The following is a 25,726-nucleotide window of genomic DNA, read 5'->3' as shown; positions in this document are numbered from 1 at the left end:
AAAAAATTAACTTTAAATAATATAAGGGAAAAGTTGTTTTATGATTTACGGGGATTCTTTACGTGCGGCTATTAGAAATTCCTTATTGCCTTCAGGACCGGTAATGGGACTAGTCTCAATTCCCAATACTTGCCAGTTGGGCAGATTTTGCCACCAATTATTAATGTCCTGGCAAATTTTTGTATGAATCTCAGGATCGCGGATAACTCCTTTTGATCCAATATGTTTGCGTCCAGCTTCAAATTGGGGTTTGATCAACGCCATTGCCCATCCGCCAGTTTGACACAGGGATAAGGCGGCAGGTAAAATTGTTTTTAGACTAATAAAGCTTGCATCACAGACGATGACTTGAACGGGATCCGGAATTATTTCCGATGTAAGATAGCGGGCATTACATTTTTCTTTCACAATCACGCGTGTATTCTGACGTATTTTCCATGCCAATTGTCCATGCCCAACATCGACTGCGTATACCTTATTCGCTTCATTCGTTAATAAAACATCGGTAAACCCTCCTGTGGAGGCCCCGATATCAAGGCAATTTAATCCCCTGGGGGATAAATTGAAAGATTTCAATCCATGATCCAGTTTTAAACCACCACGCGATACCCAAGGATGTTCTTGATTTTTAATGGTAAGTTCAATGGTTTCAGATACGATATCCCCTGCCTTTTGAATTCGACGATCTTTCGTAAAAACCAGCCCCGCCATAATCAAGGCCTGCGCTTTTGTACGACTTTCAACCATGCCTCTTTCAAAGAGAAGTATATCGACGCGTTTTTTAGTGTTAGCCATTATTGAATGGGTAAATGTTTATTGTAAATCAATTTCTTCTGGTAATAACATAATTTGCCAAAGCGCGTAAATTATCGGCGGCGGATCCGAAAGGTTCTAAATGACGGATAGCTTTACCGATAAGTCTGTTTGCTTCCTTTTTTGCATCTTCAATTCCAAGCAAAGAAACGAATGTTGATTTTCCAGAGGCATTATCCTTACCGGCTGTTTTACCAAGTTCCTCTGCACTTGCCGTGGCATCAAGAATGTCATCAGCGATCTGGAAAGCTGTTCCCAAATCTCGACCATAACTAATGATATGATTGCGCAAGTCGGCATTTGCCTGGCCTAAAATGGCTCCAGCTTCAGCGGAATAACAAATTAGGCGGCCTGTTTTCATGGCATGCAAGTTGATTACCTCAGGAAGGGTCAGATGACGATTTTCACCTTCCATATCAATAACTTGTCCACCGACCATCCCATTGGATCCACTTGCTTCAGCAAGGGACTTAACCAGTTCAATACGAATATCCGGGTTTTCGCTGACATCTTCCCACGTTAAAATTTCGAAGGCTTTGGTTTGTAAAGCATCACCGGCAAGAATGGCAATCGCCTCACCGAATTTTATATGGGTGGAGGGTTTTCCCCGACGCAGATCATCATCATCCATTGCCGGTAAATCATCATGAATTAATGAATAGGCATGAAGCATTTCAACAGAAGCGCCCACATAAAGCGCGCTTTTCATTGGGATATTGAAGAGAGAAGCGACTTCTGTAACAAGATAACCCCTTAATCTTTTCCCCCCCCCAAGTACAGCGTAGCGCATTGCCTCAATCAGATTTGCCTCGCCCCCCTTCATTCTGGGAAGGAATTTATCAAGTGTTGTTTCAAGGCTTTGGGCACGTGATGAAAGCGATTGATTAAGAGACTGATTTTGTGCTTCAACAGAAGTCATGGTAATTAACCCTAAATTTATTCAATAGTTTCAGTATCAAGGCTTTGGTTATCTTTTTCGACAATCATTTTTACCCGAGCCTCGGCTTCATTCAATTTTTTTTCACAATAACGTCGAAGTAAGGCACCGCGTTCATAAGATACGATGGCTTCTTCAAGTTTTTGTTGTCCAGTTTCCAAATTATGAACGATTTTTTCCAATTCATTCAATGCATCCTCAAATGAAAGGGAAGAGAGATTATCTGTCATGTTGAACTTCCAACAAGTTTATATCTGATAAATATTATTTCTTTATACCTCTTTTGAAAAAAGAAACCAATTTATAGATTTAAAAATTGTTTTGTGCAATTTTACTTTTTTTTAATCAGAAAAGATAAATTATTTCCCTGTTCTGAAAAAGCAATCAGTGAATGACCAGTTTTACGACAGAATTCATGAAAATCCTTGATTGTATGACGATCTGTTGCCAAAACACGTAAACAATCCCCAGGTTCAAGAGTTTGTAAAACCCGATTAGCCTTCAAAATAGGTAAGGGGCATCGCAACTCTTTGAGATCTAAAATAATTTCACCCATATCAAACCCTGTAACTATAAATTAAAAAACATTATCAGAATTATAAATATGAGCAAATTGATGAATTTCAAACCACAGATTTGATTTTATTGTATCGACACATAATGATTCGACAGATACTTATCAAAATTAAGGTAAGGCAGCTGAGTGTAATTTGATTTCGACTGTCATGATTAAAAAACATGGCAAGAATCACCATGGCAAACGACATGATTGTAAACCACGATAGATAAGGGAAAAACCACATCTTAAATGTTAGTTTTTGTTTGGTTCGTTCCAATTTTGAGCGAATTACGATTTCAGATAAACCGATTGCAATATAGACAAACAGGATAATGGATCCAGCGCAGCTTAAAATATAAGTGAAAAAAACTTTTGGCGAAATTACCGAGAAAATCGAAATTATTATACCGATGATGGAGGCGGTAATAATTGCTCTTTTGGGAACTCCATTTTTATTGGTATGAATTAGCCATCTGGGTGCATCATTAAATTCTGCGAGTTCAAAGAGTGTACGAGAGGTTGCGTAAATAGATGAGTTTAAGCAAGAGAGAATAGCAATCAGGATGGTCATTGCCATAATATCCGAGGCATATGGAATTTCAAGCTTTTGCAAAACCATTAGAAAAGGTGATATCCCCGGGATTACATAATTCCAGGGCAGGATAGAGACAATAATTCCAATTGAAATAACGTAAAAGGTGATAACTCGGAAAATAATTGTTTTACTGGCATAAGCGACATTCTCCGCAGGTTTATCGGATTCAGCTGCCGCTATGGTAGCCACTTCGGATCCAGTAACTGTAAATAGAATGGTTGGAATGATTGTGAAAACGGCAAGAATGCCTTTTGGAAAAAAGCTTTGGAAATGCCATATATTATTAATTTTTGTTGTGTAATATCCACCCAAATGGCTTATTGCTATACCGCCAAGAATAATAAAGGCCGTAATAGCTAGGATTTTAAGCAGGGCAAACCAGAATTCAAATTCACCATATCCCTTGACAGAAAATAGATTGGTTATCATCATGATAATAACCAATAAAGGTCCCAGAACCATGGTTGCCAGAAATGTGTATTGTTCGGGAATATGCATGTAATGTAGTAAAATAATACCACCGGCTATGGCCTCGGCAGCAATGGCAGAAATCCAGAAAAGCCAGTACCCCCATCCTAATATAAAGGTAACATGATCGCCAAGTCCACGGCGGATATGATTGAGAAAGGAACCTGCCTCTGGTTTTTCAATAACCAATTCGCCAAGCATTCGCATAACAAAAAAAATGAGAAATCCAGTAATGACATAGGACAAAAGAACAGCAGGTCCCGTTTGCTTAATTGAGGCAGAGGCACCTACAAAAAGACCGGCCCCAATAATACCACCGATAGAGATCATGATAATATGGCGGCGTTGGAGGGTGTGTGCTAATTGCCCATCGGAATATGAAAGGGCTGTTTTTTCTTGATGTTTTTTTTCTTGCAATGCCATTTTCCCATATTAAAATTTGTAGATTGATTTTGTAATAATAAAATGTATGTAATATTTAATCCTGAAATAGGAGGTATAAAGGAATTTTAATTATCTTTAAAGATAGATAATTGTTATTATATTTCGCAATTTGAGTTTTTAAAGGTTGAGTATTGTAAAGAATTAATCACGATAATGTTATTTATGTAATTTTGTTATAGATAAATTTCATTATTGATACCAAAATTTAGAATGCCTAAAATTTTTCAATAAAGTATCATTTCGAGATTTTCAACAATTTAATTATTTCAAGCCACTCTATAAAATATATTGGAGTGGCTGAAATTATCATTTATTTTTTATCTGTTTCAACAGTTTCATTAGATTTTTTTACTGCCACTTTTGGTACACTGATTGCCAAGGACAATTCTTTTAATCGTTCTGCAGAAATCGGGGCAGGCGCTTTCATCATTAAATCCTCACCTTGTTGATTTAATGGGAATAGAATAACCTCACGAATATTGGGTTCATCCATCAGAAGCATGACCATGCGATCAATACCAGGTGCGGCACCTCCATGAGGCGGAGCTCCATAACGGAATGCGTTTAGCATACCACCAAAACGCTTTTCGACTTCTTCCTCTGGATATCCGGCAATTTCAAAGGCTTTGATCATGATGTCAGGTCGATGATTTCGAATTGCACCTGAAGAAAGTTCAATACCATTGCAGACGATATCATATTGATATGCATTAATTTCCAAAGGATTCTTGTTTATCAGTGCTTCAAGTCCACCCTGAGGCATGGAGAAGGGATTGTGAGAGAAATCAATCAATCCGGTTTCTTCATTGATTTCATACATAGGGAAATCAACAATCCAACAGAAACGGAAGGCGTTTTTCTCAATTAGATCAAGTTCTGTTGCAATTTTTGTTCGAACAGAACCGGAAAATTTAACCATATCAGGGCCCTGTCCAGCTACAAAGAAAACAGCATCGCCACTTTTTAAATGACAGGCCTGACGGATCATTTCACAACGTTCTTCATCCAAATTTTTGGCAATTGGTCCTTTTGCCCCATTGTCTTCAAAGATGATGTATCCCAAACCACCCGCTTTTTCTTCTCTGGCCCATTTATTCAACTTATCGAAAAAAGAGCGGGGAAATGATCCTGCACCAGGAGCGGGAACAGCACGAACTTCTCCTCCTGCCTCAACAATTTTTGCAAAGAGACCAAAACTAGAATTTTTGAACGCTTCGGAAACATCAACAAGTTTTAAGGGGTTTCTTAAATCTGGTTTATCACTGCCATATTCTTTCATGGCTTGTTTATAGGGAATACGTTCAAAGGGTGCTGAACTTACAGTATGTGTAGGTGCAAATTCCTTGAAAATGCCCTCCATAACAGGTTCCAGCGTTCCAAAAACATCTTCTTGAGTGACAAAAGACATTTCAAAATCAAGTTGATAAAATTCTCCTGGAGAACGATCCGCACGTGCAGCCTCGTCACGGAAACAGGGGGCTATTTGGAAATAGCGGTCAAAACCAGCCACCATTGCAAGCTGTTTGAATTGTTGCGGTGCCTGTGGCAATGCATAAAATTTTCCAGGATGTAGACGGGCAGGAACCAGAAAATCCCTGGCACCTTCAGGTGAAGAAGCTGTCAGGATAGGAGTTTGTAATTCAGTGAAACCCTGTTCAATCATTCTATGGCGAAGGCTTGCAATAATGTTTGACCTTAACATCAGATTGCGATGAACCCGTTCTCGACGCAGATCGATATAACGATATTTTAAACGTAAATCTTCCGGATAGTTTTCGTTGCCAGTCACTTGAAAAGGCAATACGTCAGCTTCGGAAATAATTTCAAGATTTTCAGCCTGAATTTCAATTTGTCCTGTTGGCAGTTTTGGATTAACGGTTTCTCCTTCACGAGCGACAACCTTACCTGTAATGCAAATAACGCTTTCCACTCTCAATCTTTCCGCAGTGTTCATCAAAGGTGAATTGGCGGGAATAACAATCTGGGTAATACCAAAATGGTCGCGCAAATCGATAAAAAGTAAACCCCCATGATCTCTTTTACTATGAATCCATCCAGAAAGCTTGACAGTTGATCCAACATCCTGGGATCTTAGAGCGGCACAATTATGAGTGCGGTAGCGATGCATTGATATATCCTGTTTAAATTAAAATAATTAATTTTTTGATTATAAAGCGATTAATCAATTGCTTTACACGTTTTTAAAAAATTATAAAAGGACATCATATAATTCTGTTGATTAATATGATAAAAAAAGTGAGTATTTTAGCTTTAGGTTTTCAGACTAGTTCAATATATTTCAAAATTGCTTCAAGCTGTTTTGGATTTTTAAAAAGATCGTTTAAAGAATATTGATTGAGTGTTTTATAAAAATTATTCATTGCCTCGATTAAAAATGCAGGTAGGTTGCAAGTGCATTGAATAAGGCATTGATCGCATTTGACATAGGTTTCATCTTCCTCTGTGTTGCGAATAATGTCTCCAAGTTTGATACTGCCAGCATCTTTGTTTAAAGTTAATCCTCCATTTCTTCCACGTAATGTTTTGATAAACCCTTGTTTACCCAATCTATGGACAATTTTCATTAGATGGTTTTGTGAAATCGAATAACAAGTCGCAATTTCATGGATAGAACAAAGCCGATCATGATGAACATGTAAATAGATCAGGGTTCTTAACGCATAATCTGTATATCGGGAAAGTTGCATAATATGTTGATAACTTTTATTGTTTCGAATATGTATATTATATATACATTTATAAAAAGTTTGAATGATTTTTTGTTTTGGCATAATAATAAAGGCTTAAAAGTAATTCTTTTAAGCCTTTATAAAAAAACGAAAATTACCGTTTCCACCAGCCGGAACGTGGCGTTTTGGTCGGTGTATCATCTATGACAATGGGCTGAATTAAGGGTTGTTCGTTATTTTCATCAGCTTCCTTGGTTTTTTTGGGTTTTCGAAGCGTTGTTTTTTTGGCTGTAGTTGTTTTACGTGCTCTGGTAGTTTTTTTGATCTTCGTTTCCTTTTCCTCTTTATTATCCGATTTTTCCTCGGTTTCGTTTTCTTTTGACTCTTTTTTGCTTGATGCTCTTTTACGTGTCGTTTTGGTGGTGCCTGTGGATTTGGTGGTTTTAGTAGCCCGTCGACGTTTTGGAGCAGGTTTTTCCTCTTTTATTTCCAGATTATCTGAAGTTTCATCCTCTTTATTTACAGCGTCAGAATTATCAATAACTTGATTTATCAAAGATTCAGTTTCTTCATGCTGATTCTGGCTTTTATCGGCATCAATTTCAATTGAAACAAAGGTTGGAGTCACAGTTATTTCTTCAGGTTTTTCATTGATGACAGGTTCTGGTATAGGTTCAGCCTCAAGAATGGGAGTAAAGTCATTATTTTTTTGAGCCTTACCTTGTCCTCTTTTATAACGGTTACGACGGGAATGATGGGGTTGTTTTTTATCCCTGGAGTTACTGTATGTTTTTTTGTTTTCCTTATATTGTTCCGAATAAGAATCGAGATTTGTATCGTCTTGTTTATGCTCTATGGAGGCAGAATTTTGACGTAATACTTTTGATTCAGGTTTTAGATCAATAACTTTATTCTCTATCTCATCTTGTCTATAATCTGTTTTTGAATTTGTCTGATATTCAAGATAGGATTGGATTGGTATTTCCCTGACAAAAAGATTCTCCTGAACTACATTTGGTGTAGATTGAAGTATTTCATCATCAGGTTCCATATCAAGTGAGGAATCAGTTTTGCTTGAAAAACGGACATTATGAGAGGACAGGGTTGAATCAATTGTAAATTCAATCTTGATTTTATATTTCTTTTCAATATCCGCCAGCCATCTGCGTTTTTGGTTGAGAATATTCAAGGCAATTTCACCGGATGAAATGGAAACGGTTAAAATTCCTGGTTTGATTTTACGAGCTTCTTCATCAATCTGTCTGATGATTTGTAAAGAAATATTGGCGTCACTTCGAATAATACCTGTTCCATTACAAGCGGAACATGGAGTGAAGGCAAATTCAGCAATAGAGGGACGTAATCTTTGACGGGTCATTTCCAGTAAGCCAAAGGAGGAGATGGAACCGATCTGAATTCGTGCACGGTCTTTGTGAAGTAGAGATTTCAAACGACGTTCAACAATATGATTATGCTTCTTGTTTTCCATATCAATGAAATCGATAACGATTAATCCAGCCAGATCTCTCAACCTTAACTGGCGTGCAATTTCATTGGCGGCTTCCTGATTGGTTCTCAATGCAGTTTCTTCAAGATCTTTTTCCTTGATTGAACGGCCTGAATTTACATCAATAGCCACCAAAGCCTCTGTTTGATTAATGACTAAATATCCCCCTGATTTTAGTTGGACAATCGGGGAAAGCATTTGATCAATCAAATTTTCAACCTTGTAATAAGAAAAAAGAGATTGTTTTTGATCTCTCCACAGATGAAGCTTATGTACATTTTGCGGCATCAATGCACGCATATAATCTCTCGCTTGGGACCAAGCATCCTCGCCATCTATCAAAATCTCATTAATATCTTGTGTATAATTATCACGTAATGTCAATTTCAATAAGTTGGAATCTTCATAAATAAGAGCTGGCGCAATCGACTTCATGGTTAGATTGCGTATTTCATCCCATAAGTGAAGCAGATATTCCCCATCTTTTAGGGTATCCGCTTTTGGGCATTGGGCTCCTGCAGTACGGATAATCATTCCCATATGTGATGGGATATTCAGTTCAGTGATAATATCCTTCAACCGTTTTCTTTCAGATGGTGAAGTGATTTTTCTAGAAATTCCGCCATTCCGTAAGGAATTTGGCATTAAAACACAATAGCGTCCTGCCAAAGATAGATAGGTTGTTAATGCCGCGCCTTTATTTCCACGTTCTTCTTTTACCACTTGAACGAGGATAATTTGTCTTTTATGAATAACTTCCTGAATTTTATAGTTCTTGATTATGCTATTATGGGAATGAACCATGTCTTCATAATAGGAAGACTGATCTGGATCCAATTCTTGATCCGGATTTGGTTCTTCCTCCATTTTATTTAATTCTTGGATTTCCAGCAGTTTTTTTCGGTCTGCAACGGGAATTTGATAATAATCAGGGTGAATTTCATTAAAAGCTAAAAAACCATGGCGATTTCCACCATAATCAACAAAAGCAGCCTGTAGACTGGGTTCAATTCTGATTACTTTGGCTAGGTAGATATTACCTTTTATTTGTTTCTTTGCGGAATTTTCAATATCATATCCCTCGATGTAATTGCCATCAAGGATCACGACGCGTGTTTCTTCTTTATAGCTGGCATCAATCAGCATTTTTTTATTCATGTTTTACTAATACTCCGGTGATTGTAGTCACAATCCATAGTTTTTTGAAGAAATGCTTTTTGTTGGAAACATGTTTTTAATTATTGTCTTAAGGGAAATGTAACCATGAAGCATTTTTAATTAGGAATTTCGATCATTTTTTGTTTATTTCTGAATTGTTATAAGATTTAAAATAATTTTAAATTCTAGATTGCTTTCATTAAATTTTTGTAAATATTAAATGGACATATTTTCGCTATCAAAAATAAACAATAATTTATAGGACTTTATAGGTTATTGATTTGTTATTAAAAATAAAGACCTACAATTATTTTAATATCTCAAAACGCGTTATGAAAGCAAAGGTTTTTTGTTGCTAAAAACGTGATTTATGGCTTTTGATCAAAAAAAATGTAGAATTATTGCAATAATGTCAAATTATACACTGAATCCTATTTCGGGTATACAGATTTTTAGACATGAATTAACATTATTAATATACATTTTGATAAGGTAATATAGATTGAAATGGCTTTAAATTTTTCCAGACGAAATACGTTATTAATGTCAATAGGAGTTTTGTTTCCTTCCTTTTCATTTGCCATGAAACAAAAAAGGCAAAAAAGAATTGGAACAATTGGAAAAGGTTGTAATCAAGTTAAATCCACTTCCAAGATGAGGACATTCAAAGGTAAAACCAAGACGCCAGCTATCATTGGCAAAGCCAGACCTGCTTTACCATTAATTGTGCTGGATCCTGGTCATGGTGGAAAGGATCCTGGAGCCATAGGATATTCTGGAACCTATGAAAAACATGTTGCATACGCTACGGCTGTGGAACTTGCCAATCAGTTGAGACGCTCCGGACGATATCAAGTTTATCTGACAAGAAGCTCAGATCATTTTATTCCCTTGAATGGACGTGTAGATTTTGCCCAGAAAAAAGGGGCGAACCTTTTCATATCGATGCATGCGGATGCCTTGCGGAATTCATCTGTGCGAGGTGCAAGTGTCTATACTTTATCCAATCATGCATCTGATGCACAATCTGCTGCATTGGCTTCAGTTGAAAATCAAGCTGATCGTTATGGTGGCTCCAATATTCATGTAACTTCTCCAGCGGTGGAAAAGATATTGGCCAGTCTGGTTAAAATGGAAACAAAAAAAGAATCTGCAGCAATGGCGCAAAATGTTGTCTTATCGTTTAATTCCCGTGTTGGTTTATTGCCTAATCCCAAAAGACATGCCGCTTTTGTGGTTTTGAAATCGGTAAACATTCCATCAATTCTTGTTGAAATGGGGTTTATGTCTAATCGTAAAGATGAGGCCGCTTTACGTCAGTCTTCATATAGACAGTTAATAGCCATGTCCATGAAAAATGCTGTTGATCGGTATTTTACAATTGGTGGAAGTGTAACACATTTAACGGGCTAAAAAATAGGACTTGCTTTTTTTGGGGAAAAGTGATGTCATATCAGCATGAAATTTATGGTATTCTCTCTTATGGAAAAAAATTTTTTCTATTTTAAAAATAGAGAACGGATATCTGTGTTTTGTTTGATCTTTCAACTTAGCAGCCCCTAGGTAAGATAACCTTGTAAAATAGGTTATCTTATTTAGGGGTTTTTTTTGTAATTTCCTTTAAAAATTTATTTTTTCATAGGCAAATTGAGGGCGTTAGCTGCGTCCAGAATATGCCTGTAAACGATTATGAAGGTTCATCGGATATGAATATAAATCATCCATCATTTGGAAAAATTGACAAAAATAGAGTTATTTTTTTTGATACAACGTTACGTGATGGTGAACAGTCCCCTGGTTTTTCAATGAATTTGGATGAAAAACTGAGAATGGCTAGAATATTGACTGAATTAGGAGTTGATGTAATCGAGGCAGGATTTCCCGTTGCGTCAACGGGAGATTTTGAAAGTGTTTACAGAATTGCTGAGCTAATCAAAGATTCAGTTATTTGTAGCTTGGCACGTTCAGGTGGTAAAAATGATATTGAAAAGGCAGGGGAAGCTTTAAAACCGGCCAAGCGTAAACGTATTCATAATTTCATTTCGACTTCTCCACTGCATATGAAATATAAATTGCGCATGGAACCTGAAACCGTTTTGGAAATTATTGCCGATGGAAATAAAAAGGCCAGACAATTTACAGATGACGTTCAATGGTCAGCGGAGGATGGATCACGCACAGACCCAGATTTTTTATGTCGCTGTGTTGAAGTGGCCATTAAAAATGGAGCGACAACAATTAACATTCCTGATACGGTTGGTTATTCAACTCCTGAAGATATGCGTCGTATATTTAAAGATTTGTTGGAACGGGTTCCAGGTGCTGATCAGGTCATTTTTTCTTGTCATAACCATAATGATTTGGGATTAGGGGTGGCTAATACTATCGCATCACTGCAAGGTGGAGCAAGGCAAGTTGAGTGTACGATCAATGGAATTGGTGAACGGGCCGGGAATGCTGCCCTGGAGGAAATAACAATGATTTTACGGACACGTCATGATGAATTTCCTTATGATAACAGGATAATTTCTAAGAAATTATTAAATGCCTCACGGACTTTATCAACGATTACCGGGTTCGATGTGCAACCGAATAAGGCAATTGTAGGTAGAAACGCATTTGCACATGAAAGTGGTATCCATCAAGATGGAATGTTGAAAAATGCAGAAACTTACGAGATCATGACACCTGAAAGTGTAGGCTGGAACCGTTCCTCTTTTGTTTTGGGTAAACATTCGGGTCGAGCTGCTTTTAGGGACAAATTAAAATCATTGGGATATGATGAATTTTCTGATGAGAAATTAAACGAGGCGTTTCAGCGATTCAAGACGTTGGCTGATCAAAAGAAGACGGTTTACGATGATGATATTTCGGCTTTGGTTGATGATGAAGTCAGAGATCATGAATTTATCCGGTTTATTGATATGTCAATTAAAAGTGGGATAAGAGCTTCTGAGGTTTTATTGACTCTTGAAGTTGACAAACAAAATAAAAAAATCGAATTTACGGGAAATAGCGGGTCGGTTGACGCAGCTTTCAATGCGATTAGGAAAATTTTCCCTCATCCTGAAGCAACATTATCCCTATTTTCGATCGGGGCTGTTACGCAGGGAACGGATGCACAGGCAAAAACAACTGTAAGGTTGGAAGAAAATGGCAAAACAGTTGATGGTCAAGGAACAGATGTTGATACCGTGGTTTCTGCTGTTAAGGCCTATGTCCATGCTTTAAATAAATTGTTAACAAAGCGTCAGCGACAGAAACCAGAAAGCGTTTCTTAAAAATGGAACGGCGTTTTGACGCCGTTTTTGATTAACGACGGGATGAATTGTAATTATTAACTGGTTGCTGACGATATTGTTGGTTTTGATAGTACTGATTATTATAATTGGGTCCTGGACGATTAGGTGTTGTCAAAGCGCCAACACCTGCCCCTAACGCTCCACCAGATAAAGCTCCAATAGCGGCTCCTCTTCCCCCTCCTGCAAGGGCCCCGATGGCTGCTCCGGTTCCACCACCAATAAGTGCGCCAGTTCCTGCCCTTCCACCAGCACTATAGCCATTATCACAGGCAGTTAAAAAAGAAACAGATAATATAACGGTTGAAAACCTCAAAAAAGTTTGTTTGCTAACTCTAAACATTTATAAATTCTCCTTGTTATTTATTTATATAAAACATGTTTTTTGTCATTTTTATGAAAATTTGATTTTTGATTATTAAAATAAATTTTTAAAAAGACATAAAAAAGTCAGAATAAAACGTATAAACAGTGAAACATAAATAATATGCAAAGGGGGTATAAATAATTATATTTTCGATTCGTTTTTATTTTTAAAATGATTTTTATTTAAATGAGAAAAATATTAGTCAAAATAGGTAATTACATTGTAGGAAATGATTTTTTTACATTTTTTTTTAGTGAACGATACTTTAAGGTAAAAATAATATATAAGGCTATATAGCATTTGCCAGATAACGCTTGCTCCATTGGTTGTAAATGAGTAAGTCGAAAGGAAATACTGTGAAAAGTAGGGGTTGGTAATTTCTATCAAATTGTGATGATAGAAATTTAAGACAAATTTTTTGTTAGAATTATAAGTTTGTTGTCGGGAGTTTTGGATGTTTTCTCGTCTGTTTGGTTTTATGTCTGCAGACATGGCAATTGATCTTGGAACGGCTAATACACTAGTCTATGTCAAAGGTCGTGGAATAGTATTGAATGAACCATCAGTTGTTGCCATTGCTGATGTTCGTGGGAAAAAGCAGGTTTTGGCTGTTGGGGAAGAGGCCAAAAATATGGTGGGAAGAACGCCTGGTAATATAACTGCTATACGGCCAATGCGGGATGGTGTCATTGCGGATTTTGAAGTTGCGGAAGAGATGATTAAGCATTTCATACATAAAGTGCATAATCGTCGTATGTTTGCCAGCCCGCAAATCGTAATTTGTGTTCCATCAGGATCAACGGCCGTTGAAAGGCGAGCTATCCAGGAAAGCGCAGAAAGTGCAGGTGCTCGACGGGTTCAGCTGATTGAAGAACCTATGGCTGCTGCAATTGGGGCCGGTTTGCCAGTTACGGAACCTTCTGGCAGCATGATTGTTGATATCGGAGGAGGTACGACCGAGGTTGCAGTAATTTCCCTGGGGGGAATTGTTTATGCGCGTTCCGTTCGAGTTGGTGGTGACCGAATGGATGATGCCATCATTGCCTATATACGTCGTAATCATAATCTTTTAATTGGAGAGAGTTCAGCGGAAAAATTGAAAATGGAACTGGGAGCTGCTATTCCCGATTCCTCCAAGGAGGATGGCGGTCCTTGGCGTGAAGTAAAAGGCCGAGATTTGATGAATGGAGTGCCAAGGGAAGTTTTGGTTTCCCAGGAGCAAATTGCCGATAGTTTGGCTGAACCGGTTTCTCAAATTGTCGAGGCAGTATCCGTTGCTTTAGAAAATACCCCTCCGGAACTGGCTGCAGATATTGTTGATAAAGGGATTATGTTGACAGGTGGGGGCAGTCAATTGCTTCGACTGGATGATGTTTTGCGACAGGCGACAGGGTTACCTATTATTGTTGCAGAAAATCCATTGGACTGTGTGGCTTTGGGAACAGGACGTGCATTGGAGGAAATGAAAAAGCTTAGGAATGTTTTAACAACTATGTATTAGTTGTTACGTCAACACAATTGAGAAAATATAAAAAATAGCGTTAATATTAATAAGCAATATACAATTTGGTATATTGCTCATCTTATATATTAAGTAGCTGGTTTAAAATGAAAAATAACGTAAAAATATTACGATAATGATTCCTATATCCATTCAAATCAAGCAAGCGTTGGCAAAATTAATCTTACCATTCTTATTTGTAATGGCGAGTTTAATCATGTTGCTTGGCCAGGCAAAACCCAAATTAATAGAAGATATACGGTTAAAAGTTATTGATTTTCTTTTGCCTGCCTATGTTTTGGTGGAGAGACCGTTTGATATTGTTCATGGTTTTTTTCTGAATGTTAATACAGTTAAAAATATTTCTCAGGAAAAAAAGAAACTTGAAGAGGAAAATGCGCAACTTAAGGGGTGGTATCATGTTGCAATAGGATTGGCAGAGGAAAATGTTGAATTGAAAAATCAATTGCATTGGATACCTGATCCGACAATATCCTATATTACCGCACATGTTGCCGCAGATGGAAGCGGGATTTATCATAAGGCAGTTTTGGTGATGCTACAACCGGGGCATGGCGTGCACGCCGGTGAAATTGCCTTGAGTGGTTTCGGTTTGATAGGTAGAGTGACAGAAATTGGTGATCGTTCTGCCAGGATACTCTTAATCAATGATCTTGCCAGTCGAATTCCTGTTAATTTAATGAGTTCACATGTACAGGCGATTATGGCTGGTGATAACAGTCTTTATCCCAAATTGATTTTTTACCCGGAAGATAAACCTCCAACTGAAGGGGAGAAAGTTTTGACTGACAATAAAGGAAACGCTTTTCCGACTGGAATCCCTGTTGGTTTCGTACATTATCTTGAACCTGGACATCCCGTTGTTGTGCCTTACACTTCATTGGAAAGTCTGAGAATTGTTCGAATTTTTGATTTTAAAAATTATGATATCATTCCACCTGATGCACCGGGACGTGTAAATCTGGCTAAAAAGAAGATGAAAACCAGGCCCGTCGCCAATCCTGAATTACTAGGCCATGATTAGGAATGATTAAAAAAGAAAAATCATCTGAAAGTAAAACACATAAAAGGCATCCAGGGATACGTCCTTCTTTAACGAGGTGTCAAAAAATTGATGCTGTCATTCGTTGGATGGTTCCTTTGGGATTTAATCTGTTTGTAATTTTAATCTTTTCAGTTCCCTTGAATATTCCTGGCCGTAATGAACTTTTATTGGCTATTGTGATATCATCGGTTTATTTTTGGTCAATTTATCGTCCAACTTCCATGCCGGCAATTGGTGTTTTTTTTCTGGGGTTTCTTATTGATCTCCTAAACTTTTCCTCACCTGGTGTTGTGATTTTCATTTTACTTATTGTTTATGGAATGGCAATCACGCAGCGTTTTCGTCTGGCAAGATATAATTTTTTAATAGTCTGGTTAATTTTTTCAATAATTGCATTGAGTGTTTTTTTTATACAATGGCTGTTGATTTCTTTGTTAAGTTTAAAGCTGGTTTCAGTTTCATACTTTATATTTGAGATGGTTTTTGCTATAGGATTTTATCCGCTCTTATCAATCATGTTTACCTGGGCCCATCGTACCATAGCTGATCCCGAACAGGTGTAGAACAACTTGTAAAATGAAGAAAAGATTACCCTATCGTATCAGAAATGTATTGTCAGATACGAATTCGCGACGTGTATTTACGCGGCGGGCAATTTTGATTCTAGCGGCTCAAACAGGGATCTTGTCTTTGTTGGCTAATCGTCTTTATAAATTGCAGGTTGTAAATGGCGATCGATATATAAAAATGGCCAAGAAAAACCTTATAAGCAAAAGGTTATTGTCTCCACCTCGTGGACGTATCCTTGATCGTTTCGGGGCTATTCTTGCCAATAACAAGATAAATTGGAGGGCCATGCTTATACCTGAAGAAACAGACAATGTTTCTGATGTGATAGAACGGTTTGCTGATTTAATTTCCTTGGATGAGCATGATTACGCCCGTATACAATGGAATTTGGATCATCAACGTCGTTTTATACCCATTATGTTGAAAGATTTTCTGTCTCGTGACGAAATGACGATTATCGAGGTGAATTCGCCTTCCCTACCAGGTATTGTCATTGATGTGGGTACTAAAAGACTTTATCCATTGGAAGGTTTGTTGGCTCATATTGTCGGTTATGTAGCGCCCCCAAATGATAAAGACATTGCACAGAATACCATTTTGGCTTTGCCAGGTATGCGAGTGGGTCGGTCCGGGATCGAGCAGACTCAGGAAAATGATCTATGTGGAAAGGCCGGTGAGGTTCAGGTTGAAGTAGATTCCGTGGGACATATCATTACAGAATTAGGTCATGTTGATAGTATCCAGGGCCAGGATGTGGCCTTGACCATTGATGTTGAATTGCAAAAGGAAATTTCCTCAATCGTCGCGGACCAATCCGCCAGCGCAGTTGTTTTAGATTGTCGGAATGGGGAAGTGATGGCAATGGTCAGTAATCCATCTTTTGATCCTTCCTTATTTGACAGTGGTGTCAGTCATGTACAATGGAAGACCTGGATTCAAGATGAAAGGAGTCCCTTAACAAACAAGGCAGTGGCAGGTTCCTATCCTCCCGGTTCAACCTTTAAACCTGCTGTTGCCCTGGCTGCGCTTGAAGCTTCAACGATTACGGAAAATACGCGTATTCATTGCCCGGGTTATTATGATTATGGGGGAAGCCGATTTCATTGCTGGAATAAATATGGACATGGGTCACTCGATTTGCATGGTGCCCTAAAATATTCTTGTGATGTATATTTTTACGAGGTTGCCCGCAGGACGGGAATGGAAGCAATTCATGCCACATGTGATAAGCTCGGTTTGGGAGTGGAGTTGCCGATTGAGTTGACTCATGTGCGTTCCGGGTTAATTCCCACTCCTAAATGGCGTGAGTCCCGAGGACATCACTGGAATGTAGGTGATACAATCGTCAGCGGTATTGGACAGGGATTTGTTCATGTAACCCCATTGCAGCTTGCCACTTATGTGGCGAGAATTGCCACGGGTAAAAAAATTGATCCGCATCTTATTAGGAAGCGCAATAATATTTTGGTTCCGCAAGCAGATCCAAACTATTGGCAAAAACTGGATATCAAGCCTGATTTTCTAAAAATGATCAGATTTGGAATGTATGCTGTAGTCAATGAAAACAAAGGTTCGGGTGCAAAAGCAAAAATGGATTATCATGGTATGTTACTGGCTGGAAAAACGGGTACGGCACAGGTAAAGAGTGTTTCCCGTGCATTGAGAGAAAGTGGCCATTTCAACTCTGCTAATTTGCCATGGAAATATCGTCCTCATGCGTTGTTTATTTGTTTTGCCCCTTATGATGATCCACAATATGCGATTTCTTTAATTGTTGAACATGGTAATGCTGCGGCTTCTGTTGCGGCGCCTTTGGCACGTGAGATGATGGTTGCAACATTAAAGTGTGATCCTGCAAAAAATTGGGAAAAAGATCAGTCTAAAAATACAAGAACGGAAACAGGTGATTCAAAACCATCTGAAGTTGAATGAAGTATAGACATAATGGTTTTTGAGAAACGTTTATTAAGAGCAGAACCAAATTTTAGAATTCTGGGCAAGCTTTGGCGAGTTAACTGGCTGTTTGTTGGAATGATCTGCCTTCTTGCAATGGTTGGTTATTTTGCCCAATATTCCGCTGGGGGAGGATCTTCCCATCCTTATGCTCATTCACAATTTGTTAAATTTTGCGTGGGTTTTATAATCATGATAGGGTTGGCGTTAACTCCTCCGCAAATATTGGTAAAACTGGCTTGGCCTCTTTATGGACTGGCTGTAATGTTATTGGTTGCAGTATTGCATATGGGGCATGTGGGTAAAGGAGCAGAGCGCTGGATTATAATTGGCGGTATTGCCTTGCAACCTTCTGAATTAATGAAAATTGCCTTGGTTCTTTTATTGTCCAGCTGGTTTTACAAAATTAGCTGGAAGCAGATGGCAAATCCATTACGTCTGATTATTCCTGCAATCCTTGTATTATTACCCGTTGTTCTTGTATTAAAAGAACCGAACTTGGGCACAGCGGTTATTATAGGTTGTATAGGAGCTGTTATTTTTTTTGCGGCAGGTATGCGCTGGTATTTGATTCTTTTGTTACTAACACCGATTCCGTTTGTCATAAAGTTGGTTTATAATCATTTGCATGATTATCAGAAAGCGAGGATTACCACTTTCATGCATCCTGAAAATGATCCATTAGGAGCGGGATATAATATCATCCAGTCAAAAATAGCATTGGGATCTGGTGGAATGTGGGGACAGGGATATTTGCATGGTACACAGGGGCAATTGAATTTCTTACCAGAAAAACAAACTGATTTCATCTTTACGATGATTGCAGAGGAATGGGGTTTTGTGGGGGGAATCTGTGTTATAGGGTTATTACTGTTAATTATTGTGGGGGGCATGGTTATCGCCATGCGGTCACGTAATCAGTTTGGTCGCTTGCTTGCATTGGGGATCACGATGAATTTCTTTTTTTATTGTGCAGTTAATCTTTCAATGGTTATGGGTGCCATACCCGTGGGGGGTGTGCCGTTACCAATGGTATCCTATGGAGGGTCAGCCCTGCTGACGGTAATGTTTGGATTTGGTCTTTTATTATCTGTACAAGTTCATAAAAATTCAACATTTGGTGAAGATCAATCTTATAAAAAGATATAATAATGACTGGAATATTACCTGCGACAAATAAAATTAGATCTAACTATATTAAAAGTATATATCAGGCTGGAACTGTTAAAATCAGAATAGGGCACTATCCTTTAAATTTACCAAAACGCTATAAAAGTGAGAAACTGGTTATGATGAGTGCCTGTAATCCGGGAGGAAGAATAAAAGCCAAGGGATGGAACAAGCGCATGATGCAAAAACTTTCCTTGTATTTGTCAGGCTATGATTACAGAAAAGGGACAGGAACTTTAAGAAATTTTTCAGAGCCATTATTTATGGTTGTCATGGATCCCAGCAAGGCGATCGTATTGGCAAGAAAGTTTCGTCAAAACGCGATTGTTGTTATACAAGATCAACGATTATCGCGTTTGGTATTTCTGAATTGATTGAATTAGAAAACAAAGTTCACCGCCATTTGAGGCTGAACAAAATTATTTGCATTATGCCCGTCCACGGTTAAAGCCGTTCCAACAATAATACCTATGTGGGTGGAGGGATTATATTCGATTGCTGGTGCAACCTGAATGTCATGGGAGGCACCATTTACTTTACGTTGATAGGAATGGGGTTTATCAAGATATCCTCCTTTTATTCGAGTGCCCTTTGCCCAATCATAAACAAGATCAAAAGCCATTAACCATTTTTTATCCAGACCGTACTCCAGGGAAAAACCAGTATTGCCAAAAAGTTTTGATTTTGCTTTTCCACGAAATCCAGTATCAGTGCCGTAACTGCTAATATTGCGGAGATTAACGGAATTCAGAGGTTCCCTGCCCATACCCCAAACACGAACTCGAATGGCTTTATCAAATACCTGATATGCGGCTTGGGACTGCAATCCAAATCTCAGCGTATAATTGCCTGTTCCTGCACCGTCCAAATGACGACCAAGATTGTTATAATTGCCTGTTGGAAAGATCATGCCAAGGACAGTAGTTAGGCTAGGTTGGTAATGGGCATCTTCTTGATCAATCCAACGATATTGAATCTCAAAAGGTAAATCTGAGAAATGAACTGTACTAGCTGTTGTGTGACCGTTCCAGGTATAGCGGATCTGGGGCACAATCTGAACTGACAGGCGATCGGTTGCTGCATATTTAACTAATGTATAATTCAGGGTATTATCAGTTCTATGTTTGGAATTCTTGGTTTTTCCATTTGCCTGATAGGCACCACGGCTTATTGTGTTTTGCAAATACGGTTCGATAACAAAAGTCCCGGCATTGACCAATGCCCCGGATGGTGCCAACAAGGAACCCGTATATCTTTGTTCCTGTAAAATTTTGGAACCTGTATCTTCCTTGTTTTCCTCTTGTGTAGCTTCAAGCGCAATGTCGTTCGGGACAGCGTATATGTTAACAGAAGGGTTGAGTAAACCGAAAAAAACAAAACAAAAATAACTAATTTTAATTCTGTTTTTAAGCATACGAAATAGAATACAGGAATTGCTGAAAATTTGAGTCATAAAATGGCTCCTAGTCAGGGATAATTCATAATGCTTCTATAGAATGACCTTATAATTGTTATAAATTATAAGGTTATCAGATAGTTGCTTATTCTATATAGTTCAATCGCTTACGGTTGCAATATTGATGAAAAGTTAAATTTTATCAGATTAAAAAACGATGTTCACGGCACATTGAGGTTGAATGAAATCATTGGTATTATGGCCGTCAACGGTCAATGCCGCACCAGCGATAAGTCCAACGGCCGGTGTAAAGTTATATTCTATACCAGGAGCGATTTGAAAATCATGAGAGGCACCTGTGATATGGCGTAAATAACGCTGGTGATTATAATTTCCCTTAATATGTGTCCCCTGAGCCCAATCATACTGAAAGTCAAAGGCCAATACCCATGCTTTGGTTATTCCAAATTCAAATGAAAATCCGGCGTTGCCAAATAAGCCACCTCTGACTGTGCCTGCAAAACCCTGATCTGTACCATAGTTGCTTATCCCCTTGATATTTCGGTGACCAATAGGTTTTCGACCTACACCCCACCAGCGGAAGCGTATGGCGCGATGAAATATTTTATAGGCTGCTTGGGAATGAAGACCAAAACGTAGGGTATATTGTCCACTTCCAAAAGCATCAAGGGAACGGTTCAACTGATCAAAATTGCCGGTAGGAAAATTCATGCCCAGGAAAGTCGTGAAGCTGGGTCGATAATGTGCGTTATCCTGGTCAATCCAGCGATATTGAAATTCTACAGGCAAGTCAGAAATATGTACACTGCTGGATGTGGTTTTACCGTTCCAGGCATAATTAACCTGTGGGGTTGCCTGAATGGTCAGATTATCGGTAATGGCGTATTTGATCAAAAGGAAACTGTCCGCTGAATCTGTTCTGTGTTTGCTATTTTTGACACTGCCATCGGATTGATAGGCCCCACGGCTGATTGTAGATTGGAGATACGGTTCCAAAGCAAGGATACCTGCCTTGGTAATGGCACCTGAAGGGGAAAGAAGGGAACCCGTATATCGTTGTTCATCCAATACATTGACACTGTCGGATATATTATTGATTGATGAATTGTTTATATCGGATTTAGATGCATTGCTTGCATATGTGTAATGTGAAGTAAATATCACAGAGATGCAAATTAACGAAAAATTTATTTTAGTATTATTGCAAAACAATAAAAATTGAGATACAGGGGTTTGTATGAAACGACGATGCATCAAAAAATTCCTCAATCAAAGTTATGGGGAAAACATAAATTATAACGATTTTTTATGATTAAATAATTTCAAGTGATTAATTAATAGTATTTATAACCATTTGTAATTAGTAAAGATTAAATATTATATTTGTTAAACGGATTAAAATATTCATTTAATTGTTATCTTAAGATAAAATTGATCACCAATGTAATAAAATTATTCGTATTCATGATATCAATCTATAAAAAAATTTTATTTTAGCAAGAGATAAAAAAAATTTGTTATTCTACATCATCTTTTGGTCGATGACCAACCGTAACATCAAGTTTGATGGTTTTCTTGTTGCGCCTTATTGTCAGTTGTAAATTTGATCCAGGATGTGCAATGGCCACTGTTTTAATAAAAGTACGAATTGTGTCTACATGCTGATCGTCAATTAATTCAACGCGGTCATTAATTTTGATTTTTGCCTTGTAGGCCGGGCCATCCAGATCAAGATCAATGATTTTCACTCCATTGTGTCCAGAATCCTCTTCAAGGGTAACACCAAGCCATCCGCGGTCAATAAATCCTGTTTTACATAGTTGAGTAACAATGGGGGCGGCGATTTCAGAGGGGATACCAAAACCAATTCCAACAGAACTTCCGGTAGGGGAAACAATTGCGGTATTCAAGGCGATAACTTGTCCGGCAAGGTTAAAGGATGGTCCTCCAGAATTTCCCGGATTCATTGGAGCATCCAATTGAAAAAAATCGTCAAAAGGGCTGGAACCAATATCGCGACCACGAGCTGATACAATTCCGGCAGTGACGGAAGAACCAAGGCCAAAAGGGTTTCCTGCAGCAAGAATCCAGTCACCAACCTCTACTTTGCGACTGTCACCCCATTGTACATAGGGAAGGGGATGATCGCTATCAATTTTGATGACTGCTATGTCTGTGAGAGAATCATTACCGATAACTTTTGCTGTGAAACGTTTTCCATTCGCAAGATATACTGTTATGTTGTTGGAAGTCCCGATTACATGCGTATTGGTTACTATGATCCCATGGGGATCAATGATAAAACCAGACCCAGCTTCTGTAACCCTACGGTTGCGGGTATGTTGACGTTGCCTGAATTCTTTTTCAAATGGTGTTCCCTTTAAGGAGGGTGGTATATGAATGTTTCTGGATTGTTTTGTATATATATTTTGGGAAACCGAAATGTTAACAACGGCTGGTACAACTTTTTTCACTAGCGGGGAAAAGGTCAGAGGCCCATTTTCTACAAGTGGTGTTGCGGAGGCCGTAAATGTGTCGGATGGAATGACTGTTTTTGATGGTTCGATATCTTTTTTATTTATATCCTGGGCATAGACGGGAAAATTGAATAAAACAATAATGAGATAAGTCTTGAGATTGAGACCTAGCTTTTTTTTTATCTGGTTTGAATATTCAATTGGTACAAACATTATTAATCTATTCAAAAAATTTAAGTTGTTAAATAAACTATTATTCGTCATTCATGGGATTTTCTGGCCAGTGATGTTTGGGATAACGCCCCTTCATATCTTTTCTCATATCTTTCCAACCCTCTTTCCAAAAATTTTTCAAATCACTGGTTACTGCTTGAGGTCTATTGGCTGGGGACAGAAGGCAGCATTGTAATCGAATTTGTCCTTTTGCAATAGAAGGAGTATCTTTTATACCATAAAATTTTTGTGCATGTGCTGAAATAATGGGTGCGGGTTGTGTATAATCAATATAAAATTTATTATGATTCAATATAATAAATTCAGGAAATAACCGGTTTAGTTTTTGGCAAATATCATAACCAAGATAGGCTTCGAGAATATTTTTTAAATCTATTTTTTTTAGATCTTTCAAATTATTGATTTGTGTGATCCAGGGGGATAGCCATTTTTCAATATGTAATTCTAGCTTGTCATCAGTTAAATCTGGAATTTTTTCTTCTGTTAAATATTGTCTTGCCCATGAAGCACGTGACTGTAATTGTTTCGTAGTCTCGTTCCAGTTCAAAGCCTTATAAAAATTGTTTTTAACATAGCCAAGCAAGACCGGATAAGCCTTTTCGGCTGGGGCTATATCGTTTCTGTCTTGTAAAATAAGCCGCCCAAATTTTACTTGTTTTCGGGCAATGACTTTTCCATTGGTTGGGTCAATAGAAATATTTTCTACCTGACGGGACCGATTAAGGATAAAATCGGGAAGAATATCGGAATTCATGCGTGCTGCCAGACAGATTCTGGCTTTTTTCTGAGTATGGATATTTGCAACAATTAATAGTTTTTCCTTTGCCAATATATCTTGTTGAGAAAGATATGCACTGCCACCGCCTGCCAATCGGAATGATCCAATTTCATCACGTTTTTGTGCCAATCGGTCGGGAAAAGAGGCGCATAATAATTTGGCAGGATTTCCAAGAGATTTTTGGGTGAATGGTATTTTTAATCTTTTGCGATATTCCTGGCCTATATGGTGGATACGGTGCCATAATTCCTTATCATGTTGATTATGCGGTAGGGTTTGTAGCCAGTTCAGACGAGTTTGGATATCGCAGGATTGGTCATGATTTTTACGAAAAGGATCACGCTCTTCCAGTAATGCAGCCAGATCGGCCGCTAATGCCTTTTCTTCATTTGAGGTTGCTCTTAACATCATTGACGCCAAACGTGGATGCGCACCGAATTGAATAATTTTTTTACCAAAATCAGTGATGAGCCCTTTTTCATTTAACGCACCTAATAAAGTCAGTAAATTGCTGGCCGCCTCAAGAAGGCCATTGGAAGGAAAATCAGGAAAGACCAATTCCTTTATTGAGGTTCCCATAAGGTCTGTCCATGTTTTGCAAATCAATAAGAATTCACTTAATTCACTGGATAATATTTCAGGAGAATCATGCGGGATAAAACTTCGTTCCATCGCTTGGGTCCATAAACGATAGACAACTCCTTCAGCTTCACGTCCAGCCCTTCCGGCTCTTTGATCAGCTGCTGCCCTGGATATTCTTCGTGTTAAAAGTCGTGTTAGTCCAGTGTCTCCGTCCAATTGAGGAGCACGACGAAAACCTCCATCAATGACAATCCTTACGCCAGGAACGGTTAGGGAAGTTTCAGCAATGGAAGTGGTCAAAACTATCCGCCTTTTATCTTTGGCACTGACAGATCGCAAGGCCTTGTCCTGTTCTGTGGAATGTAATTCGCCATACAGAGGAAGAACTTCAGCATCTGGCAATGCAAGTATATTCATTGTGCGATGAATTTCGGTAACGCCTGGTAAAAATACCAGTATATTACCCTGATTTTTGTAATAAACATTCTCTATTTCCGCAGCGGTTATTTTGGGCAGATCTTTTATTGCATGAATATCTCTTTGTCGATGATGTATTGTTACAGGATGTATTCTTGATTTATTTTCAATAATCTGACAGTTTAATATTTTTTGTAGTTGAGACAAGGATGGTGTAGCCGACATTGCGATGAGCCTTAAATCCGGTCTCAGGTTTTTTTGAAGATCACGACACAAGGCAAGACAGAGGTCAGACTCAAGGGAACGTTCATGAATTTCGTCAAAAATAATGGCGGCAACTTGGTCAAGAAATGGATTGTTCAAAAGATGTCTCAAGAACAGTCCATGTGTAACAACCTCTATACGGGTTTTTGAACTGGCCACTTTTTCCATGCGGGTTCTGTAACCTATCGTCTGGCCAATGGTTTCATGATATAGACAGGCCATCTGTTTTGCTGCGGCTCGGGCGGCAATGCGTCGTGGTTCCAGCATGATGATCCTATGTCCGTTTTGCCATGAAGCCTGTAATAATGACAAAGGTACAAGGCTTGTTTTTCCTGACCCTGGTGAAGCTACAAGAATACAGTTCTGATGGGTAAGTAGATGATCATGGAGTTCTGGTAAGGTATTCTGTATTGGTAGGGAAATGGGATCAGGTTTAAACATAAGTTGAGACTAGTCGATA

21 protein-coding genes are annotated in these 25,726 nt (G+C 38.3%); 8 read left to right on the top strand and 13 right to left on the bottom strand.

Annotated elements, in window-relative coordinates:
* Positions 1–45: 45 nt before the first annotated feature.
* The 8 genes from H3T44_RS02305 to H3T44_RS02270 all read right to left on the bottom strand — a co-directional run bounded on the left by H3T44_RS02305 (position 46) and on the right by H3T44_RS02270 (position 9,171).
* Complete coding sequence (locus H3T44_RS02305) at positions 46–795, bottom strand: TlyA family RNA methyltransferase (protein ID WP_198195847.1); 750 nt, start codon at positions 793–795, stop codon at positions 46–48.
* Positions 796–823: 28 nt separating this feature from the next.
* The gene (locus H3T44_RS02300; RefSeq protein WP_122123828.1) at positions 824–1,732 is read right to left on the bottom strand and encodes a polyprenyl synthetase family protein; all 909 of its coding nucleotides are present in this window, start codon (positions 1,730–1,732) and stop codon (positions 824–826) included.
* A gap of 17 nt (positions 1,733–1,749) precedes the next feature.
* Entirely contained in the window at positions 1,750–1,980 is a 231-nt protein-coding gene (locus H3T44_RS02295; RefSeq protein WP_122123827.1) for an exodeoxyribonuclease VII small subunit, read from the bottom strand.
* A gap of 101 nt (positions 1,981–2,081) precedes the next feature.
* On the bottom strand, positions 2,082–2,306 hold the full coding sequence (locus tag H3T44_RS02290) for a sulfurtransferase TusA family protein (protein WP_155565706.1): 225 nt from the start codon (positions 2,304–2,306) through the stop codon (positions 2,082–2,084).
* A 67-nt stretch (positions 2,307–2,373) separates the two neighbouring features.
* Complete coding sequence (locus tag H3T44_RS02285; RefSeq protein ID WP_110438300.1) at positions 2,374–3,795, bottom strand: amino acid permease; 1,422 nt, start codon at positions 3,793–3,795, stop codon at positions 2,374–2,376.
* A 331-nt stretch (positions 3,796–4,126) separates the two neighbouring features.
* Complete coding sequence (gene aspS / locus H3T44_RS02280) at positions 4,127–5,944, bottom strand: aspartate--tRNA ligase (protein ID WP_198184604.1); 1,818 nt, start codon at positions 5,942–5,944, stop codon at positions 4,127–4,129.
* A 151-nt stretch (positions 5,945–6,095) separates the two neighbouring features.
* Positions 6,096–6,524 (bottom strand): Rrf2 family transcriptional regulator, encoded by a 429-nt coding sequence (locus tag H3T44_RS02275; RefSeq protein ID WP_110438610.1) that lies wholly within the window; start codon positions 6,522–6,524, stop codon positions 6,096–6,098.
* A gap of 136 nt (positions 6,525–6,660) precedes the next feature.
* A complete protein-coding gene (locus H3T44_RS02270) occupies positions 6,661–9,171 on the bottom strand; it encodes a ribonuclease E/G (protein WP_198195846.1) in 2,511 nt (836 codons plus the stop codon).
* A gap of 507 nt (positions 9,172–9,678) precedes the next feature.
* Between H3T44_RS02270 and H3T44_RS02265 the strand changes: the two genes are divergently transcribed.
* Positions 9,679–10,584 (top strand): N-acetylmuramoyl-L-alanine amidase, encoded by a 906-nt coding sequence (locus H3T44_RS02265; protein WP_198195845.1) that lies wholly within the window; start codon positions 9,679–9,681, stop codon positions 10,582–10,584.
* Between the two features lie 293 nt (positions 10,585–10,877).
* Positions 10,878–12,452 (top strand): 2-isopropylmalate synthase, encoded by a 1,575-nt coding sequence (locus tag H3T44_RS02260; RefSeq protein ID WP_198195843.1) that lies wholly within the window; start codon positions 10,878–10,880, stop codon positions 12,450–12,452.
* 31 nt (positions 12,453–12,483) lie between these two features.
* Here H3T44_RS02260 and H3T44_RS02255 read toward each other — a convergent pair whose 3' ends face one another.
* Complete coding sequence (locus H3T44_RS02255; protein WP_196424263.1) at positions 12,484–12,813, bottom strand: hypothetical protein; 330 nt, start codon at positions 12,811–12,813, stop codon at positions 12,484–12,486.
* Positions 12,814–13,291: 478 nt separating this feature from the next.
* On the opposite strand from H3T44_RS02255, the gene H3T44_RS02250 reads away from it, so the two are divergent.
* The 6 genes from H3T44_RS02250 to H3T44_RS02225 all read left to right on the top strand — a co-directional run bounded on the left by H3T44_RS02250 (position 13,292) and on the right by H3T44_RS02225 (position 19,471).
* Positions 13,292–14,338, top strand: a complete 1,047-nt coding sequence (locus tag H3T44_RS02250) for a rod shape-determining protein (protein ID WP_110438296.1) — start codon at positions 13,292–13,294, stop codon at positions 14,336–14,338.
* Positions 14,339–14,474: 136 nt separating this feature from the next.
* The gene (gene mreC, locus H3T44_RS02245; protein ID WP_110438295.1) at positions 14,475–15,383 is read left to right on the top strand and encodes a rod shape-determining protein MreC; all 909 of its coding nucleotides are present in this window, start codon (positions 14,475–14,477) and stop codon (positions 15,381–15,383) included.
* Between the two features lie 2 nt (positions 15,384–15,385).
* Positions 15,386–15,967: a hypothetical protein gene (locus H3T44_RS02240; RefSeq protein ID WP_230882768.1), complete on the top strand. Its 582-nt coding sequence runs from the start codon at positions 15,386–15,388 to the stop codon at positions 15,965–15,967.
* A 13-nt stretch (positions 15,968–15,980) separates the two neighbouring features.
* Positions 15,981–17,906 (top strand): penicillin-binding protein 2, encoded by a 1,926-nt coding sequence (gene mrdA / locus H3T44_RS02235; RefSeq protein ID WP_198195842.1) that lies wholly within the window; start codon positions 15,981–15,983, stop codon positions 17,904–17,906.
* 12 nt (positions 17,907–17,918) lie between these two features.
* A complete protein-coding gene (gene rodA / locus H3T44_RS02230) occupies positions 17,919–19,076 on the top strand; it encodes a rod shape-determining protein RodA (protein WP_155565699.1) in 1,158 nt (385 codons plus the stop codon).
* Positions 19,077–19,078: 2 nt separating this feature from the next.
* Positions 19,079–19,471, top strand: coding sequence for a DUF3293 domain-containing protein (locus H3T44_RS02225; protein ID WP_198195840.1), 393 nt, complete (start codon positions 19,079–19,081; stop codon positions 19,469–19,471).
* A 5-nt stretch (positions 19,472–19,476) separates the two neighbouring features.
* Here H3T44_RS02225 and H3T44_RS02220 read toward each other — a convergent pair whose 3' ends face one another.
* The 4 genes from H3T44_RS02220 to hrpB form a co-directional block, all read right to left on the bottom strand.
* On the bottom strand, positions 19,477–20,550 hold the full coding sequence (locus tag H3T44_RS02220) for a hypothetical protein (RefSeq protein ID WP_198195838.1): 1,074 nt from the start codon (positions 20,548–20,550) through the stop codon (positions 19,477–19,479).
* Positions 20,551–20,700: 150 nt separating this feature from the next.
* A complete protein-coding gene (locus tag H3T44_RS02215) occupies positions 20,701–21,768 on the bottom strand; it encodes a hypothetical protein (protein WP_122123819.1) in 1,068 nt (355 codons plus the stop codon).
* Positions 21,769–22,031: 263 nt separating this feature from the next.
* Positions 22,032–23,204: a S1C family serine protease gene (locus H3T44_RS02210; RefSeq protein WP_198195836.1), complete on the bottom strand. Its 1,173-nt coding sequence runs from the start codon at positions 23,202–23,204 to the stop codon at positions 22,032–22,034.
* Positions 23,205–23,244: 40 nt separating this feature from the next.
* Positions 23,245–25,707 (bottom strand): ATP-dependent helicase HrpB, encoded by a 2,463-nt coding sequence (gene hrpB, locus H3T44_RS02205; protein WP_198195835.1) that lies wholly within the window; start codon positions 25,705–25,707, stop codon positions 23,245–23,247.
* Positions 25,708–25,726: the final 19 nt, after the last annotated feature.

This window comes from Commensalibacter sp. M0355 (genome assembly GCF_016101365.1).
Lineage (GTDB): Bacteria > Pseudomonadota > Alphaproteobacteria > Acetobacterales > Acetobacteraceae > Commensalibacter > Commensalibacter melissae.
The sequence above is the reverse complement of the archived record's forward strand: the minus strand, read 5'-3'. Positions and strand labels throughout refer to the sequence as shown.